The sequence below is a fragment of the Stenotrophomonas sp. SBJS02 genome, assembly GCF_020428325.2.
Classification (GTDB): domain Bacteria; phylum Pseudomonadota; class Gammaproteobacteria; order Xanthomonadales; family Xanthomonadaceae; genus Stenotrophomonas; species Stenotrophomonas africana.
Genome location: NZ_CP109812.1, coordinates 4681774 through 4698786 on the forward strand (window position 1 = coordinate 4681774; position 17013 = coordinate 4698786).

Consider the following 17013-nt stretch of genomic DNA (forward strand, 5'->3'; position numbering starts at 1 on the left):
TTCCTGCAGCCGTGCGTCCGTCCAGAACGTTGCCGGCTACCCCCTTGGCTGCCGGAAAGGAGCGCACGCTATCACGTCCAACGCAGGGAATGCAGTCTTCACAAACAACAACGCGGGAACGGCCAGCCGCAGTTCCCGCGCAGGGTTCTCAGTGGTAGCCGGCGTCAGCGTGCACTTTGCCGCGAAATACCCGGTAGGACCACGCTGTATAGCCGAGGATGACTGGCAGCAATATGACCAGCCCGACCAGGGTGAATCCCAGCGAAGACGCCGGCGCGGCGGCCTGCCACAGCGTCATCGACGGCGGCAGCAGGTACGGCCACATGCCCAGCACCAGGCCAAGGAAGCCAAGTACGAACAGGGCCAGGCTGAGCAGGAAGGGCGGCAGATCGCGGCGCGGATGAGTGGCACTGCGCCACAGCGCGGCAGCCACCGCCAGGGTCAGCAACGGCACCGGCGAGAGCCACCAGAAGTTGCCGTCGCTGAACCAGCGTTCCATCAGGCGCGAATCGAGGAACGGCAACCAGCTGCTGACCAGGCCCATCGCCGCGATCACCGCCACCACCAGCGGGCGGGTCATCTGCCGCGCGAGCGCCTGCACGCGCCCTTCGGTCTTCAGGATCAGCCAGGTGCTGCCCAGCAGCGCATAACCGGCCACCAGCGCGGCACCGGTCAGCATGGCGAACGGGCTGAACCAAGCGAACGGGCCGCCGTGGTAGGCACCGTCCACCAGCGGGATGCCCTGCACCAGGGTGCCGAGGATCACCCCCTGGGCGAACGTGGCCAGCAGCGAACCGAGGCCGAACGCCACGCTCCACAGCCGGCGCGAACGATGTGCCTTGAAGCGGAACTCGAAGGCCACGCCGCGGAACACCAGCGCCACCACCAGCAGCAGCACCGGCAGGTACAGCGCCGACAACAGCGCCGCGTACGCCTTCGGGAACGCCGCCAGCAGGCCGGCGCCACCGAGCACCAGCCAGGTCTCGTTGCCGTCCCAGATCGGCGCGGCGGTGTTCATCATCAGGTCCAGCTGTTCCTCGTCCTCGGCGAACGGGGCAAGGATGCCGATGCCGAGCACGAAGCCGTCCAGCACCACGTACATCAGCACACCGAAGCCGATCACCGCGAACCATGCCACCGGCAGCCAGGTCATCAGGTCCATGTCAGCGCTCCTCCAGCGGTTCGTCGGCGGCCGACAACGGACGCGCCGGGGTGTGGCTGCCGTGGTCCAGCGACGGCCCTTCGGCATAGGGCTGCGGCCCGTGGCGCAGGATCTTCACCAGGTACCAGATGCCCCAGCCGAACACGAAGGCGTAGCCCACCACGTAGACGCCCAGCGACAGCGCGGTCATCCACGCGCTCTGCGGGCCCACTGCATCGGCGGTGCGCAGCACGCCATACACCACCCACGGCTGGCGCCCCATCTCGGTGACGAACCAGCCCGACAGCAGCGCGATGAAACCGCTGGGCAGCATCCAGTTCCAGCCGCGCAGCAGCCACGGCGAATCCAGCAGCTTCTTCCGCCACAACTGGAAGGCCGACACCCAGGCCAGCACCAGCATCAGCGTGCCCAGCCCGACCATGATGCGGAAGGCGAAGAACACCGGCGTCACCGGCGGGCGCTCGCTGGCCGGCACTGAGGTGAGAGGATCGAAGGTGCCGTCCAGGCTGTGGGTGAGAATCACGCTGCCCAGCTTCGGGATGGCCACTTCGAAATCGTTGCGCTCCTCCTTCTCGTTCGGCAGCGCGAACACCACCAGCGGCACGCCCTCGCCTTCCCTGGTTTCATGCCAGTGCGCTTCCATCGCCGCGATCTTCATCGGCTGGTGCTTGAGCGTGTTCAGGCCATGCATGTCGCCGACGAAGATCTGCACCGGCACGGTCAGTGCGGCGAACGCCACCGCCGCGATCAGCATGCGCCGTCCCGCTTCCACGTGCGTGCCCTTGCGCAGGTACCACGCGCCCACGCCACCGATCACGAAACAGGTGGTGATGAACGAGCCCAGCGCCATGTGTGCCAGGCGATAGGGGAACGACGGATTGAATACCACCTGCCACCAGTCCACCGGATGCACGATGCCGTTGACCATCTCGTAGCCGGCCGGGGTATGCAGCCAGCTGTTGGACGACAGGATCCAGAACGTGGAGAACAGCGTGCCCAGCGCGACCATGCAGGTGGACAGGAAATGCAGGCGCGGCGAGACCCGGCCCCAGCCGAACATCATCACGCCGAGGAAGCTGGCTTCCAGGAAGAACGCGGTCAGCACCTCGTAGGTCAGCAGCGGTCCGATGACGGTACCGGCCACCTCGCTCAGCCGCGGCCAGTTGGTACCGAACTGGAAGGCCATGACGATGCCGCTGACCACGCCCATGCCGAACGACACCGCGAAGATCTTCTGCCAGAAGAAGTACAGCTCGCGCCAAACGGGCAACTTCGTGCGCAGCCAACGCCATTCGATGAAGGCCAGCCAGCTGGCCGTACCAATGGTGAAGGCGGGGAACAGCACGTGGAAACTGATGACGAATCCGAACTGGATCCGGGACAACAACAACGCGTCCAAGGGACGCCTCCTGCCTGAGACCGGTGGGATACCAGACCACTTTAGGAGGATTTCGTTAACGTGGGATGCGACCGGGTGACGCGCTGCTTCACTTTGTCGCAGGGGGACCCGAATTACAGGATGAATGGGCTACAGAGGCTTCAGCAAGGTCAAGGGCGGCTCCTTGGCGATTCGCAGCGCCCGGGGTACCAGTGCAGTCAAGCAGGCCGCCATCACCAGCACGACAGCGCTCGATATCGAGAACCACGGTGAACCTGTGATGCCGTCCTGCAGCGACCCTACCCACTGCAACGACAACGCACCGAGCAGGGCGCCCAACGTGGTGAACAGTGAAACCTCGAACATGATTTCGGCAAAGATCACAGATCCGCGCGCACCCAAAGTGCGTCGGATTGCGATGGAGTGCCGGCGTCGATCAAGCCATGCACCTACAACTCCGGAAATTCCGGCCATCAGGACACCGAGAACAACGGCCGTCATGACCGCGAGCACGGTCGTAGCGAAGCGATCAGCTTTGACGTAGGCGTCGCGATATCCCGCCAGCGTCTCGACACCGGTCGGATTCACGATCCGATAAGGCCGTTGCAGCGCATCGACAATGCGATCAAGCGATGAACGATCGACCATAGACCTCCACTTCGCCAGATAATAGCGACTCGCGCCCATGGGAAGGCCCGGAAGCAACGCCCACTGCGAGTCTCGCTCATTGCCTCCTGGCGCCGGCCCAGCAACAGACGCAAATACGCCCACGACGACCCGGCTGCTGCCGGGGCCGAAGTACAGGTGACGGCCAACAGCACTCTCCGTTCCGAACAAATGTGCAGCCAGCGTTTCACTTATCAGCACCACCGGAGCGCCTTCAAGCATGTCGTCCTCTGCGGCATCCCGCCCCAGGACGATTCCCGCGCCCAGCATCGCCAGCAAGCCAGCGCTGGCAGTTACCACGGGAATGCGATCACATCCAGCAATGTCTGTCGTGCCGGAGCTCATCGAGTGCGCCATGGCCGACTCGCTGGTGCACACGCCGTATCGATGAGCTCTTCCCCCGAACGGAACGGAGTCGCTCAGAGCCGCGCCCTGAACACCGGGTAGCCGGATCGCGGACAGGTCTGCCCGCAGCACTGCTTCATCCGCGCCTTCTTCGACATCCGAGACTCTGACCACACCAATCGATGCTGCCTCCCGGATGCTCCCGGTGTTCAATCTGGCGAAGCTGTCCAGCGTAGATTGCAGTGCGAACGCACATGCCAGGCTTGCAAGCGCTGCCTGCACTGCAAGCAGTGCGGCGCTTCCCAGGTGTCGTCGGGTCTCCCTCATCGATTCGAACATTTCAGGCAGCTCCCTTCGCGAAGGCACTCGACAGTGAGCTGACCCTGCAGATTTCAAACGATGGGACCAATGAGCAGAGCAACGTCGTGACGACTCCCAGGGCAGCCGCCATCAGCATTGCCCCAGCATGCATCGCTGTGATCGCGCTGGGCAGAACGTCTCCCGCAGCAACCACCCGGATTCCCAGTGCATAGGTGCCGACAGCGAGTGCACTGCTTGCGACTCCCGCCGCGATGGATTCCCACATGAGCTGGACGAACACGTCCCGGCGTCGCGCTCCCAGTGCACGTCGTATAGCGAGCTCCCGCCTACGGCGCCCCAGACTGAAGCTCAGCAGTGCCGCCGCATTGACGACGCACACACCGAGAAGGATCAGTGACAGCCGAAGCTGCATCCTGGCCCGCTCCGGAACCAATCCCAGCCTGTCCAGCCACTCCATCAACGGCCAGAGTGCCACCTGTTGGGTACCTGGCTCGGTCCGAAGGCCCTTTGCCTGCGCATAGGCGTTCAGACCCGCGCGGTAGGCGGCGACATCATCTGCGGTAGGCAGCCACGCCCACAGTTGAAGCCATGAAACGTTCCCCCCTGCAAGATCCGTGTCCTGGTCACCACCCCAGATCGCCGTCCCGTCCACAACAGTCAACTTGTCCGCGATTGCGGTTTCAACTGGCAGGTAGATCTCGTCAGGCTCCACAAACGGCCGGCGTGTGAGATCTCCCTGAAACATCGGCACCGGATGCCAATCCTCCGCGACACCCACTACGGTGTAGGTGCGTCTGCCCAGTTCCAACGGATGACCAACGCAGTTCTGTGCACACTCACGCTTGGCGAGCGCACGCGACAGGACCACCATTCGACTCGCAGCATGTCCCTCCTCGGCAGTCCATGCCCGCCCTTGAACAACGGCAATGCCAAGGACACTGAAGACTTCGGACGTGGCGAACCTGGCGCGCAGTCTTGCGCTCGACTCTCCCGGCCGGGAGAGCGTCACCGCCCCCCCTGCCATAGCTGCCTGTTTCCACGTCCCGCCTTGGTTCAGAAGCGCCTTCGCGTCTGGCCAGGTCAGTGCCTGACCAGAATCCGGAGAACCACTGCGGAGTGCATCTGGACGCGCGTCAAGGTACGGGCGGAACAATGTCGAGCTCCGGTCTGGTGCGGGATCGGACGATGCCTGGAAAACAATGGAGAGCATCACAGTCGTGATCCCTACCCCTGCACCCAGCATGAGAGCGATTGCCAGATGAGTGCCAATTCGCTGCTTGAATCGAATCAACGCCATCTTGATGTAGTAACCGTGCACGTACCCTCCTTGGCCTTTGCAGCGCCCTCAACTTCAACTCGACGGAACTCCTCGTAGAAGAAGTTGCTCTCTTTCTCTCAGCTCACCTACTCCAGCCATGTATGGGCTGCAGGCACAGAAGGTCAGGCTTTCGTCCTCTTGGTACACCAGAATCTCCGCCATCCTGTTGTCGAACAGTTCCCGGCATGCGTATACGAGAGCGGGAAAAACCCCGAGATCCGCCTTGGGTCGCCCCTTTGGGAAACTCAGAGTGAACGCCTCTCCGTGATAGCTACATATGATTGGGGTGCCTTGCGGTTGTTCGACGAAGAATGGATGCCACTGCTGCTCCCCTTCTACGACATCGGAATCACCATTCCACCGGAAGTAGGACCAGACTGACTTCTGTACGAACTTGTCCAGATGCGACATATCAGGCATTCGATGACCGAACCCAAAAGCGAACTGTGGCGTTCTGATGTCTGGGATACGCTCGGAAATAAGCTTCCACTGCACATTCAAGGGGAGAAGCGATCTACTCACTCCGCGAGGACCAATTCCGTGTGCCAGTGCGTGTGCTCGCGACAGAACCGAACCCAAAGCCGTGTATGCCCAGTTCTCATGCAGACGGAATGTACGAAGACGCTTTCCAATCTCGGTGCAGGAGAGATCGAATACTCTGTTGATGATGTAGGAAGAACACATGCTCGGAATCGATTTTTCCAGTACGGGTTCAATGATTCCAGCCTCCTGAACGCGCCAATTTCGAGTCAGCTCGTCCAGATGGATCACACTCACACCCCGAACATCCCCGAGCACGGCTGCGACGACGTCTTCCGGATCGGAGTGGATAACAATGGTTGGAATCTTCATGCCGCGCTCTCCGGCGTTTCCCCTGGCATTCTTTGGCTGTACTCGGCCCTGATCTCCTCCTGAATTTCATCCACGACCGCCATCAGCTGCAAAGAGGCGGGTGACTCCAGTACGAATAGCGTCGATATCTTCCGTTCGATGAAGAATCCGCCTGCTACGTGCATCAGTCGTCGCTTCATTCTCCTCCCGGATTCCTCTCCAATCCCAGCACCGATACCAACCAACCTCCCGAGAAGCTGGTGGATGGCGTAGTAGACAAAAACCGCATGAGCCAGTGAATGGTTGGGAATGAAGTTGCCTGACCATGGTGAAACCGGGCGAACTCTGATTGCACCTGACATGAACTTCCCATGCACCTCTTCATAGGCGGAGAGGTACGAGTGGACGGACTCATGCAGAATTGCCTCTGCGCAGATATCTACGGTCATTTCCGGCCTGTGAACGTTGAGGATTCGGATGCAACCTGCATGAATCGGTCGATACTCGGATCCAAGATTCAGAGGTGAAGCCTGATCACCCAGCTCGATCGACTTCCTCACGAGCACACGCCTTGTGAATGTTCGAATCAGGAGACCCAGATGTGGAGTGGCTTCATCCACAAGCCTTATGGCAGCTTCCAGCTTTTCTTGGATTACGGCGAGCTCTTCTGATGAGATGCTCAGGTATGGATTGCAGAACGTTCCGCTCTCTGGCTCGTTCCGACGCGCCAGCCCGCTGTCCACGTCCAGAGTGATCACACCACCCACCTTTGCGCGCTCGACCTTCTCAAATCCGGATTCATGCCGCCTGATCACCCACTCCCCAAGGGGGCTTTCGACTCCTCTCCCTTGGTGAAATTTGCCCATTTCGTCATGGATGGGAGCAACTGGACACTCCGCCATTGCGGCGAGATGAAGCGCCTCGATGGTTGTGACAGGCATTCCGTCTGTATCTTCATGGGAGACTCCATCTGGATCATCCATGAATCCGGAAACCCACGGGGAGCCAAGCAATCTTCTTCTCGCCGCAGCATCCAGCTGCTTGAATGTTCTTTCAAAATTCTCAACACGCTCTTGATTCTCAAGCCGCTCATCTCTGAATCTTGAAAGAGCCTCACCCAGACGACGCGGAGCTACTTCGAACCATGCATCCAGCAGCACCGAGCAAACATCAACCGTTCTGCATGGATCTTCAATTGCTCTCCTGAGATCCTCTATGGAAGTTCTCATCACCCTCTCCTTGGTGACGGACGGCCACCCCCATAGGCGACCGTCCGCGTTCTTAGACGTTGAACTTCTGGGCGTCAGGAACTACGTGCGCAAGCTGGAGCTCTTCACCTGACGAGTAGTGACCGCAGTGAGTACCACCGCTTGAGTAGTTGGTACATTGAACACCCGCGATCTCGTTGTCGCCGGCTCCTTCTTGCAACTCCTCCACACTGGCGAGAGTGATGTCCAGCACGGAGGCGTTCTGGATCTGCGTGAGATCATTGGACGCACTTCCCTGCGACGCAGATGCGACTCCGGATAGACCAAGCATTGCAATGAGCGCCGGAGGAAGAAGCACGGACTTGCAGATCTTCGACATTATTCAGCTCCTTTGAAGTAGATACTGCTGGATATGGCCGTGAGCTTGCGCGGCTCCTGGCCAGCGTCAGCGATTGCTGACGATCTAGACTTTTCCAGGAGAGTCATCGACATCAATAGCAGCAGATTCCTTTGCAACTATCCTCAGTGCGGGGATCTCTTCGTAGCGTCTGGAGATGGCGCAATCCGTCGGATGCGGGGGATTCTCCGAATCAGCGACATTGGGAATGACGGAGGAAAATTCACGCCGGATACGACTGACAATCGATTAATTCCAGAAGTACCAGACCGCCGCAGCCACCAACGCGCCCAGCAACACCACCTGCACCACCACATAGCCCACGCCACTGTCGCGTGACTCAGCGGCGATCCGCTTCTGCAGCGCCTCGCTCACATCCGGCGTTTCTTCCTGCTGCACCTGCTCACGCAACGCCTGCGCCAGCGCGCGCTTTTCCGCATCGCGAGGGTCGGTCGGTCGGTTCACAGCAGTTCTCCGGCGGCGGCATGCCGCGTCAGTTCCTGCTTCAGGACCTGGCGCGCGCGGTGCAGGTGGCTCTTGATGGTACCGCGTGCCAGTCCGGTCACCTGCTCGATTTCGGCCAGATCGAAATCCTCCAGGTAGTGCAGGCCGACGATCAGCCGCTGCGGTGCACTCAGCCGTTCCAGCGCCGCGCCGAGCTGGCGCCCGGCCTGCAGCGCCTCGCTCAACTCAACCGGGCCCGGGCCTTCATCGCCGACACCCAGTTCCTCCGGCACCTCCACGGCCACCATCCATTGCGCTTCCAGCCGCCGCCGGCGCAGGTGCTGCAGCGCCGTGGTGTATGCGACCCGGGAAACCCAGGTGCGCAGCGAGCATTCAAAACGAAACCGATGCAGCTGACGGAACACCGCCAGGAAGGTTTCCTGCAGCAGGTCGGCCACCTGATCGCGGTCGCCCACCATGCGCCCGATCACGTGCGCGCAGGTGCGTTGATGGGTCTCGACCAGCTGCGAAAACGCCGCCTGCGAGCCGTCGATGATGGCTCGCACCAGGGCTTGGTCCGCATCCAGCGGTGCAGCGGGTGCCGCCGTCGCCGCCGTATCGTGGCGGCGGCGGCCCCGCAGTGCCGACAATGCTTCGCCGAGCAGGCTCATCTATGGGGCGCCCCCTGTGCCCGTGGCATGGGCCGGCTCAGCCCTTGCGCGCAGCAGGACGGGTGAAGTGCCAGGCCAGCAGCTGGCCGAGGCCGGCACTACCGACCAGCGCGGCGGCGGCGCCAAAGGTCAGGTCACGGGCACCGATGGCTTCCAGCAGGGCCATGGCCAGGGCCAGGCAGACCAGGCTGATGCCCCAGCGCAGCGCGCCCTGGCGGCGGCGCTCTTCTTCCAGCACGGCCAGCGAGCGGATCACTTCTTCCGGCACGTGCGGGGCCACCAGTTTGCTGCGGGCGCGGGCATCGGCAATGGCATGGATCGCGTAGGCGATGCAGATGAAGAGGGTGATCGGGATCAGTTCCTGCATGGTCGGGCTCCTGTTCGGTGGATGATGCGGGTTCAGGAGAATGGATGCGCGAGGCCGGCCACCGGTTGCACCACTTTGCCAATCCCGCTGCCATGACCTGTGGCCCCTGCCCCGGGCCCTTGCGGCTGCTACGCTTGGCCGGTTTCCTCTACTGGTGCCGTCCGCCCATGTCCCGAGTGCTGCCCCTGTCCCTCCTGCTGTCGGCCGTGCTGGCCGCACCGGCTGCGCATGCCGCGCCGACGCCGATCACCATCGAACAGGCCATGGCCGACCCGGACTGGATTGGCCCGCCGGTCGAGAAGGCCTGGTGGTCGTGGAACAGCCAGCAGGTGGAATACCAGCTCAAGCGCAACGGCAGCCCGGTGCGCGATACCTTCCGCCAGCCGGTGGCCGGTGGCGTGGCCGCGCAGGTGGCCGATGACCAGCGCGGCACCCTGGACGTGGCCGAGCCGGTCTATGACCGCAGCCGCAGCCGCAGCGCCTTCGTCCGCAACGGTGACGTGTTCGTGCGTGACCTGCGCAGCGGCGCGCTGACCCAGCTGACCCGCAGCAACGAGCGCGCGGGCAACGTGAACTTCGCCGCCGACAACGGCGTGATCTGGCGCGTCGGCCAGAACTGGTTCCACTGGACCGCCGCCAGCGGCGTGCAGCAGGTGGCCAGCCTGAAGGCCGAGACGGACCCGCGCACGGCACCGAAGGCTGACGTGCTGCGCGACCAGCAGCTGCGCACGCTGGAAACCCTGCGCCGCGACCGTGACCAGCGCGAAGCACTGAAGGACCAGGACCAGCGCTGGCGCCAGGCCGACCCGACCCGCGCGCCGGGCCCGGTGTACCTGGGCGCCGACGTGGAGATCGCCGACAGCGTGCTGTCGCCGGACCTGACCCACTTGATCGTGGTGACCAAGCCGAAGGACTTCGACGACGGCCGTGGCGGCAAGATGCCGCTGTACGTGACCGAGTCGGGCTACGAGGAAACCGAAGACACCCGCACCCGCGTCGGCCGCAACGGCTTCGAGCCACACACGCTGTGGTACGTGGACGTGCGCACCGGCAAGGTCGAGAAGGTTTCGCTGGCCGGCCTGCCGGGCATCAGCACCGATCCGCTGGCCGAGCTGCGCCGCAAGGCCGGCAAGGACGCGCTGAAGGGCGAGCGCAGCCTGCAGGTGATGAGCGACTTCATGGGCGGTGGCATCCGCTGGAGCGCCGACGGCCAGCAGGCTGCGGTGATGCTGCGTGCCAACGACAACAAGGACCGCTGGATCGTCAGCATCAGCGCCGCCGACGGCCGCGTGCAGAACCGCCATCGCCTGACCGACAACGCCTGGATCAACTGGGGCTTCAACGATTTCGGCTGGATGGCCGATGGCCGCACGCTGTGGCTGCTGTCGGAGGAATCGGGCTTCTCGCACCTGTACATCCAGACCGGCACTGCCAAGCCGCAGGCGCTGACCAGCGGCAAGTGGGAAACTTCGGCGCCGGTGCCGTCGGCCGATGGCAAGGGCTTCTACTTCCTGTGCAACCAGCAGGCGCCGCATGACTACGAAGTCTGCGCGGTCGACACCGGCAGCCGCCAGGTGCGCGAGCTGACCAGCCTCAATGGCGTGGAAGATTTCTCGCTGTCGCCGGACGGCCAGCAGCTGCTGGTGCGCTATTCCGGCGCCTACCTGCCGGCGCAGCTCGCCGTGCTGCCGAGCACCGGCGCTGGCCAGACGCGCGTGCTGACCGATACCCGCACCGCCGAGTACAAGGCACGCCAGTGGATCCAGCCGAAGCTGGTGGCGGTTCCGTCCAAGCATGGTGCCGGCGTGGTCTGGGCCAAGTACTACGAGCCCGAAAACAAGGAACCCGGCAGGAAGTATCCGATCGTGATGTTCGTGCACGGCGCCGGCTACCTGCAGAACGTGCACCAGCGCTACCCGGCCTACTTCCGCGAGCAGATGTTCCACAACCTGCTGGTGCAGAAGGGCTACATCGTGCTGGACATGGATTACCGCGGCAGCGAAGGCTACGGCCGCGACTGGCGTACGGCGATCTACCGCAACATGGGCCACCCGGAGCTGGAGGATTACAAGGACGGCCTGGACTGGCTGGTCGACACCCAGCAGGGTGACCGCGACCATGCCGGCATCTACGGTGGTTCCTACGGCGGCTTCATGACCTTCATGGCCCTGTTCCGCTCGCCGGGCACGTTCAAGGCCGGCGCCGCGCTGCGCCCGGTGGTCGACTGGCACCAGTACAACCACGGCTATACCAGCAACATCCTCAACACGCCGGACATCGATCCGGAGGCGTACCGCGTGTCCTCGCCGATCGAATACGCGCAGAACCTGCAGGACAACCTGCTGATCGCCCACGGCATGATGGATGACAACGTGTTCTTCCAGGACTCGGTGAACCTCACCCAGCGCCTGATCGAACTGCACAAGGACAACTGGTCGATCGCACCGTACCCGCTGGAGCGCCACGGCTACGTGCGCGCCGATTCCTGGCTGGACCAGTACAAGCGCATCCTCAAGCTGTTCGAGCAGAACCTGAAGTGAGCAACGCCGCGGCCACGATCCATATCGTGGCCGCGGTCATCCTGGATGACCGCGGCCGGGCGCTGGTGGTGCGCAAGCACGGCGCCAGCCGCTTCATCCAGCCCGGTGGCAAGCCTGAAGCCGGCGAAGCACCGCTGCAGGCACTGGCGCGCGAACTGGACGAAGAACTCGGTGTGCAGGTGTGCGCCGGGACCGCCGTCGCGCTGGGCACCTTTGAGGATTGGGCGGTGAACGAGCCCGGCCATCGCGTGCAGGCCCAGGCGTGGTGGGTACAGGTGGACGGCACGCCACAGGCGCGCGCCGAGATCGCCGAACTGGCCTGGGTGCCGCTGCAGCCGCCGCACGGCCAGCCCTTGGCACCGTTGAGCGAACACCATATCCTGCCGGCCGTCGCCACCCGGGTGACGGTCCACTGATTACCCACTGCTGCCCAGGACATCGGATGTCGCTTCAATCGCCCCAAGGCCGTCCTCCCAGCGCAGTCGCCGCCCAGGATTTCATCCGACCGCTGGGCTTGGCATCACTGCTGGTCTGCGCAGGATTCATCGTACTCATTGCACTTCAAGCGGTGTTGCTTGCGCAGCTGGCTGACAGTCCGCTCTGGCAGAGAATGGTCATGATGGCCACTGAGCAGGGTCTCCCCCACAGCGTGCAGTGGGTGCTGAAGGACCCGGTCGCCGCCACATTGTGGCTGGCGCTGCCCGGCATACCTGCCCTGCTTTCAAGCTGGGGCTTCTACCAGCAGCGTCGCTGGGGACTCTTGAGTTACGTGGCGTTGCTGTGGTTGTCCGCCGTGGCGAATTTCGCAGTCGTCTGGTGGCTGGACAGCATCTTCGCTGGCCTCATGACGCATATTGCCGATCCACATACACTGCGCGAAGCCCAGGTCCAACGAATCCTGGTGGCACTGACCTTGTCTGGAGGCGCTGTGGCCATACTCGTTGCACAGGGATGGTTGGCATGGCGCCTGCTGCGGCCGGACATCCGCTCGCGCTTCCACTGAGCCACACCTTTTCCCGCACGACAAGGACCGTCGCATGCGCTTGCTGACCCTTCTCCCCGCACTGCTGCTGTCGGCCGCGTTGCCTGCTGCCGCCGACGCGCTGCAGTGTGGCGAATACCGCAGCACCGATGGCGGCATGGCGCTGGTGTTCGAATCATCCACCACCGGCTATCGGGCTCTGGACGGTCAGGAACGCGCACCTCTGCGCATCGATCGCAGCGCCGGCGATCTGCACCTGGTGTTTCTCGACGACGGTGCATCCACCGCCATCAGCGTGGCTGCTGACGGGGCACATATCAACGACGGTATGAACGACTTCGAGCTGCATCGACCCCAGGCTTGCCAGCGCGCCCCCGCGCCCGGCGCCTGCCTGGGCCAACCTGCGCTGTGCATTGCGCGGCTCGCGGATGCGCCACCGCAACAGGCGCAACGCGCGTGCGAGGAAGGCGTCGGCGCTGGATGCTCGGCGCTGCTGCGCCACTTTCTCGCTTCACCGGCCGCCGCGGCCGGTCAGCAGGACGCACCATTGCCTGCCGCGCAGCGCACCACGCTGCAGCGGCTCTGCCTGCACCAGCGCGGTGGGCGCTTCTGCACCGAGGTGGCCGAACAGCAGTTGATCGCGCTGGAACCTGCGCTGGCGGTGCAGGCGCTGCAGGTGGTCTGTGATGCTGGACGCGTCAGTGCCTGCGAACGCACCGCGCCGTTGCGCGGACTCGGCGCCGATCTGCGCCTGGTGCCATTGCAGAAGGTGCCATGTGGTCGTTACCAGGCCGATGCTGACGTGATCGACTTCGGTGCGGGCACGCAGGCCCGCCTGCACGAGGGTGCTGTCCACCTGCAGCAGAACGGTGAAACGCTTGTGCTGCGACAACTGGGCAACGGCGATCTGCTCGGCATGGACACGCAGACCGGCTACCAGCGATATCGGCCCCTTCCCAACGCACGCTGCCGGGCCGCGCTCGGCCATGATCACTGACCTTTACGCTGCCGTTCTGCCAGGAGTTACCGGATGCCTTCCGCCACCGACATCCGCCACCGCCTGTCACGGGGGTGGGGTGGGGTGCTGCGCTTCTGTTGCTGCTGAGTCCGGTCGTGTCCGCACAGGCGCTGCTGTGCGGCACCTTCAAGGACGCCGACAGCGGTACCCGCCTGCAGGTGGAAAGCCCTGTGCAGGGCCGCCTGCTCGCGCCTGGCGTGGCGCCGGAACCGTACAACCTGGAGCGACTGGGCGAGTCGCTGGTGATGGCCAGCCTGGTCACCGGCAACGTCAGCGCACTGAAAATCGCCAGCGCCGGCCGCGTCCTGGCCGGCGATGACCACCGCTACAGCTTGGAGAGCGCGACCGAGCGCCGCGCAGCACCGGCGTTTGCGGCCGGGAGTTGCCGCACGGACATCGCGCAGTGCATCGATGACATGGCACTCGCCGGTCCCGAACGCTGGCGACAATGGTGCCGCGAGGATGTTCCCGTCGCCTGCAATCTGCTGATCGAGGACTACCGCAGCGATGCCCGCAACGACCTGCTGGTGGAAATGGCCCTTGCCAGCGATCGCGAAGAGCCGGCCACGCCAGCGTCCTGTGAACAGGGCACCGCGAGCTACGACCGGGACGCGTGCGAGCAAGCCGAGACAGCCAGCCGTGCACGCGATATCGGTTGGGCGTTCTCACTGGCGGGCAGCACACCGCACCAGGTGTCACTGCCTGCTGAGCAGCTGGACGAGGTCAGCACGCTGTGCCGCGAACATCCCAGCGCCAGCTTCTGCCATGCGACCGCCGTTGTGTTGTGGGCTTCCAAGCGCCTGCTGCCTGCACGCGATGCGCTGCAGCTGGCGTGCAGGGTCGGCGAGGATCCACAGGCCTGCAGCACGGCCACGCCGCTGGCGTCGCTGTCACCGGCGGATCTGGCCATAGCGCCTCTGGACGCACTGCCCTGTGGCCGCTACCAGGCGCAGGCCGGCGACCTGGTGTTCGGCGAGGATGGCCAGGTCCGGATGGCAGGGCTGGAGGCGCAACCTGCCGTGCTGCGCGAGGGAGCCGTCCACGTGCGCAGCGGGAGAGGCGAGGACCGGGTGTTCTGGCAGCTGGCCAATGGCGACCTGGTGGCGAACGACCGCGACAACCGCTTCACCCGCTACCAGCGCGATGGGTCGGCCCCCGCTGCGTCGCGCGCGCGGGTACCGGCACAGGCCCTGCGGTAAAGTAGGCGCCATGAACGAATTCGAGCGCGTTCGCGCCTACCTCACCGACCTGCAGGACCGCATCTGTGCAGCGATCGAGGCCGCCGATGGCCAGGCCCGCTTCCAGGAAGACCTGTGGCAGCGGGCCGAGGGCGGTGGCGGGCGTACCCGCGTGCTGCGCGACGGCGCGGTGTTCGAGCAGGCCGGCATCGGCTTCTCCGACGTGGCCGGCAGCCGCCTGCCGCCGTCGGCCTCGGCCAACCGCCCGGAACTGGCCGGCGCCTCCTGGCGCGCCACCGGCGTGTCGCTGGTGTTCCACCCGCTCAACCCCTACGTGCCGACCACCCATGCCAACGTGCGCTTCTTCCAGGCCCAGCGCGACGGTGAAGTGGTGGCCAGCTGGTTCGGCGGCGGCTTCGACCTGACGCCGTTCTATCCGTTCGACGAGGACGTGCAGCACTGGCACCGGGTCGCACGCGATCTGTGTGCCCCGTTCGGCGACGAACGCTACAGCGCGCACAAGCGCTGGTGCGATGAATACTTCTTCCTGCGCCACCGCAACGAGACGCGCGGCATCGGCGGTTTGTTCTTCGACGACCTGCACGGCGACTTCGAGCGCGATTTCGACTACCTGCGCGCGGTGGGCGATGGCTTCCTCGACGCTTACCTGCCGATCGTGCAGCGGCGCAAGGACGCCGCCCATGGCGAACGCGAGCGCGAGTTCCAGCTGTACCGCCGTGGCCGTTACGTGGAATTCAACCTGGTCTATGACCGCGGCACCCTGTTCGGGCTGCAGAGCGGCGGCCGCAGCGAGAGCATCCTGATGAGCCTGCCGCCGCGGGTGCGTTGGGAGTATGGCTTCAGTCCGGAAGCGGGCAGCGCCGAAGCGCGCCTGGCCGACTACCTGGTGCCGCGCGACTGGCTCTGAAGTTCCGGTGCCACGGCTGAGCGTGGTGCCTTCGTTACCTGCGGTGCGCGACGCACCGGACAGGACCTGTTCCATCTCCTTCAAGGACGAACCGATGTCTGCTGCTGTTTCCCTTCGCCCGCGCGTTGCGGGCTGGCGCTCCCTGCTGTTGCTCGCGCTGGCCTCGGCCAGCCTGCCGGCTGCCGCGCAATCGATGGCCTGCGGCACCTACAAGGACAGCGGCGGCAACACCACGCTGACCCTGGAGAGCGAAGGACACGGCTTCCTGTCCGGCCCCTACCAGGCCACCGAGGAACTGCGCGTTGCCCGCCAGGAAGACGTGCTCGGTACCGGCAACCTGTCCACCGGCCAGCTGGAAAACTGGTACTTCTCGGACAACGACCGCACGATCAGCACGCCCTATCGCGAGTTCACCCGTGAGCACGCCGCCGCCTGCAAGACGATGCCGGAACCCATCGAGGGCGGTTGCGTGATGAACACCTCCGACTGCCTGGAAGCGCTGCCGGAGGCCGCTCCCCAGAAGCTTCATGCATGGTGCGTTGAAGGCGTGGGCGCAGCCTGCATGCGTCTGCTGGAGACCTACCAGCAGCAGGCCAAGGACGCCGCGCCCAAAACGGAGGAACCGCCGATTCCCGAGATCTGCAGGAAGGAGCTGCCGTCGTTCGACGCCGAGGGTTGCATGACGGCAGCCAAGGAGATTGCCTCGGAAATGATGGGCAAGGCCCTGCTCGGCCTGCAGCATTCCGTGGATGCGCCCCTGCCGCCCGCGCAGCTTGATGAACTGATCGACCTTTGCCGCGTGCAGCAGGGCGAAACGTTCTGCGCCGACACCGCTGAAACCTTGTGGAGCAGTGGCCGCCTGCAGCAGGCCCGCGATGCGCTGCAGCGATCCTGTGCCCAGCGCGCCGATGCCCCGGCCTGCGGTCCGGCCAAGGACCTTGCCGTTCTCGCCAGCGCCTCCACCTCCGCGCTCACGCCGGTGCCGGCCACCGCACTGCCCTGTGGCAGCTTTGAAGCCGAGCGCAGCGTGTTGTCGCAGCTGCGCTTCCTCGAGGGGGGTGTAGTTGAGGCCGGTGGCCGCGAACAGCCACTGCGGGCGAGCCTGCGCGACGGCCGCATCTTCATCCATCGCGATATCGGCAGCGACTTCGTGCTGCAGCTGCTGCAGAACGGCAACCTGGTCGGCATCGACAGCGGCAACCGTTTCGCCTACTACGAGCGCAAACCGGCGGCCGGCACTACCCGCTGCACACCATGAA

17 protein-coding genes are annotated in these 17013 nt (G+C 64.4%); 7 read left to right on the forward strand and 10 right to left on the reverse strand.

Annotation, left to right across the window (positions count from 1 at the left end):
- Nucleotides 1-148: 148 nt before the first annotated feature.
- From cydB to FQS62_RS21620, 10 genes are all read right to left on the reverse strand, one after another.
- Nucleotides 149-1162 (reverse strand): cytochrome d ubiquinol oxidase subunit II, encoded by a 1014-nt coding sequence (gene cydB / locus FQS62_RS21575; protein WP_208042842.1) that lies wholly within the window; start codon nt 1160-1162, stop codon nt 149-151.
- A gap of 1 nt (nt 1163) precedes the next feature.
- Nucleotides 1164-2561: a cytochrome ubiquinol oxidase subunit I gene (locus FQS62_RS21580; protein WP_049443747.1), complete on the reverse strand. Its 1398-nt coding sequence runs from the start codon at nt 2559-2561 to the stop codon at nt 1164-1166.
- Between the two features lie 129 nt (nt 2562-2690).
- Complete coding sequence (locus FQS62_RS21585; protein ID WP_208042843.1) at nt 2691-3890, reverse strand: ABC transporter permease; 1200 nt, start codon at nt 3888-3890, stop codon at nt 2691-2693.
- Nucleotide 3891: 1 nt separating this feature from the next.
- Entirely contained in the window at nt 3892-5190 is a 1299-nt protein-coding gene (locus tag FQS62_RS21590) for an ABC transporter permease (RefSeq protein WP_099588987.1), read from the reverse strand.
- Between the two features lie 33 nt (nt 5191-5223).
- Entirely contained in the window at nt 5224-6042 is an 819-nt protein-coding gene (locus tag FQS62_RS21595) for a hypothetical protein (RefSeq protein WP_154349863.1), read from the reverse strand.
- Nucleotides 6039-7250 carry a hypothetical protein gene (locus tag FQS62_RS21600; RefSeq protein ID WP_154349864.1) on the reverse strand — a complete coding sequence of 404 codons (1212 nt, stop codon included), beginning with the start codon at nt 7248-7250 and terminating at the stop codon, nt 6039-6041. The genes FQS62_RS21595 and FQS62_RS21600 overlap by 4 nt, the downstream gene beginning before the upstream one ends.
- Nucleotides 7251-7302: 52 nt before the next feature.
- On the reverse strand, nt 7303-7608 hold the full coding sequence (locus FQS62_RS21605; RefSeq protein ID WP_099589314.1) for a hypothetical protein: 306 nt from the start codon (nt 7606-7608) through the stop codon (nt 7303-7305).
- A 267-nt stretch (nt 7609-7875) separates the two neighbouring features.
- The gene (locus FQS62_RS21610) at nt 7876-8091 is read right to left on the reverse strand and encodes a hypothetical protein (RefSeq protein ID WP_049443757.1); all 216 of its coding nucleotides are present in this window, start codon (nt 8089-8091) and stop codon (nt 7876-7878) included.
- Nucleotides 8088-8741: an RNA polymerase sigma factor gene (locus tag FQS62_RS21615; RefSeq protein WP_049443759.1), complete on the reverse strand. Its 654-nt coding sequence runs from the start codon at nt 8739-8741 to the stop codon at nt 8088-8090. Before FQS62_RS21615 ends, FQS62_RS21610 begins: the two co-directional genes overlap by 4 nt.
- A 37-nt stretch (nt 8742-8778) precedes the next feature.
- The gene (locus FQS62_RS21620; protein WP_005414880.1) at nt 8779-9108 is read right to left on the reverse strand and encodes a hypothetical protein; all 330 of its coding nucleotides are present in this window, start codon (nt 9106-9108) and stop codon (nt 8779-8781) included.
- A gap of 167 nt (nt 9109-9275) precedes the next feature.
- On the opposite strand from FQS62_RS21620, the gene FQS62_RS21625 reads away from it, so the two are divergent.
- The 7 genes from FQS62_RS21625 to FQS62_RS21655 all read left to right on the forward strand — a co-directional run bounded on the left by FQS62_RS21625 (nt 9276) and on the right by FQS62_RS21655 (nt 17012).
- Entirely contained in the window at nt 9276-11648 is a 2373-nt protein-coding gene (locus tag FQS62_RS21625) for a S9 family peptidase (protein WP_049443761.1), read from the forward strand.
- A complete protein-coding gene (locus tag FQS62_RS21630; RefSeq protein ID WP_049443763.1) occupies nt 11645-12064 on the forward strand; it encodes an NUDIX hydrolase in 420 nt (139 codons plus the stop codon). Before FQS62_RS21625 ends, FQS62_RS21630 begins: the two co-directional genes overlap by 4 nt.
- Before the next feature lie 26 nt (nt 12065-12090).
- Complete coding sequence (locus FQS62_RS21635) at nt 12091-12651, forward strand: hypothetical protein (RefSeq protein WP_049443765.1); 561 nt, start codon at nt 12091-12093, stop codon at nt 12649-12651.
- Between the two features lie 34 nt (nt 12652-12685).
- On the forward strand, nt 12686-13627 hold the full coding sequence (locus FQS62_RS21640) for a hypothetical protein (protein ID WP_049443767.1): 942 nt from the start codon (nt 12686-12688) through the stop codon (nt 13625-13627).
- Nucleotides 13628-13743: 116 nt separating this feature from the next.
- Nucleotides 13744-14847 (forward strand): hypothetical protein, encoded by a 1104-nt coding sequence (locus tag FQS62_RS21645; RefSeq protein WP_208043623.1) that lies wholly within the window; start codon nt 13744-13746, stop codon nt 14845-14847.
- A gap of 10 nt (nt 14848-14857) precedes the next feature.
- The gene (gene hemF, locus FQS62_RS21650) at nt 14858-15754 is read left to right on the forward strand and encodes an oxygen-dependent coproporphyrinogen oxidase (protein WP_099589316.1); all 897 of its coding nucleotides are present in this window, start codon (nt 14858-14860) and stop codon (nt 15752-15754) included.
- Nucleotides 15755-15848: 94 nt separating this feature from the next.
- Nucleotides 15849-17012 (forward strand): hypothetical protein, encoded by a 1164-nt coding sequence (locus FQS62_RS21655; protein WP_049443776.1) that lies wholly within the window; start codon nt 15849-15851, stop codon nt 17010-17012.
- The last annotated feature ends 1 nt before the right edge of the window (nt 17013 follow it).